Source organism: Xanthomonas sp. NCPPB 3959, assembly GCF_056675575.1.
Genome location: NZ_JBWWVR010000047.1, coordinates 1 through 905 on the forward strand (window position 1 = coordinate 1; position 905 = coordinate 905).

Consider the following 905-nt stretch of genomic DNA (forward strand, 5'->3'; position numbering starts at 1 on the left):
CTGCAGGCGCAGGCGGCGGCGACGCCGGAGGCGGTGGCGGTGCGGTGCGGTGCGCAGCAGTTGACGTACCGCGAGCTGGACCGTGCCTCCAACCGGCTGGCGCAGGCGCTGGCCGAGCAGGGCATCGGCGTGGGGGCGCGGGTGGGAGTGGCGCTGGAGCGTTCGTTGCCGCTGCTGGTGGCGCTGCTGGGAGTGATGAAGAGCGGCGCGGCCTACGTGCCGGTGGACCCACGGCAGGCGCCGGCACGTACGCAGGCGATCCTGCGCGACGCTGAGGCGCTGGTGCTCCTGCTCGACAGCGGCGGTGGGGTGTCGGTTGCCGGGCTGGATACGGTGTTCATGGACGGGGCGGAGCAGGGGGCGTGGCTGTCGGCCTATCCGGACCAGGCGCCGGCGGTAGAGATAACGGCCGAGCACAGCGCGTACGTGCTGTACACCTCCGGCTCGACGGGCATGCCCAAGGGCGTGGAGGTGCTGCAGCGCGGCCTGGCCGATTACTGCGCCTTTGCGCGGGGAAACTATTACGCCGGGCATTTGGCCGGTGCGCTGGTGGCGACCTCGCCGGCGTTCGATCTGACGGTGCCGAGCCTGTATGTGCCATTGCTGGTGGGCGGCTGCGTGGAGCTGCTGCCGGGCGAGGAGGCGGTGTCTGGGCTGGCCGCGGCGCTGGAGGCGGCGACGGCCCCGGCGTGGTTGCTGCGGCTGACGCCCTCGCACGTGCAGGGGCTGCTGGCGCTGTCGGATGCGCAGCCGCGGCTGGGCGCGCACGTGTTCGTGGTGGGCGGAGAGGCGTTTCCGGCGGAGCTGGCGCACACGTTGCGGGCGAAGTATCCGCAGGCGCGGATCTACAACCACTACGGGCCGACCGAGGCGGTGGTGGGAAGCAGCTGGTACGAGGTGAGTGA

The 905-nt window shown here is 72.0% G+C and carries 1 protein-coding gene; it reads left to right on the forward strand.

Translation table 11 applies throughout. The features are described from left to right. Positions 1-905, forward strand: a 905-nt coding sequence (locus tag AC1KVG_RS21755) for an AMP-binding protein (protein ID WP_481095803.1), incomplete at both ends; no start/stop codon positions are given.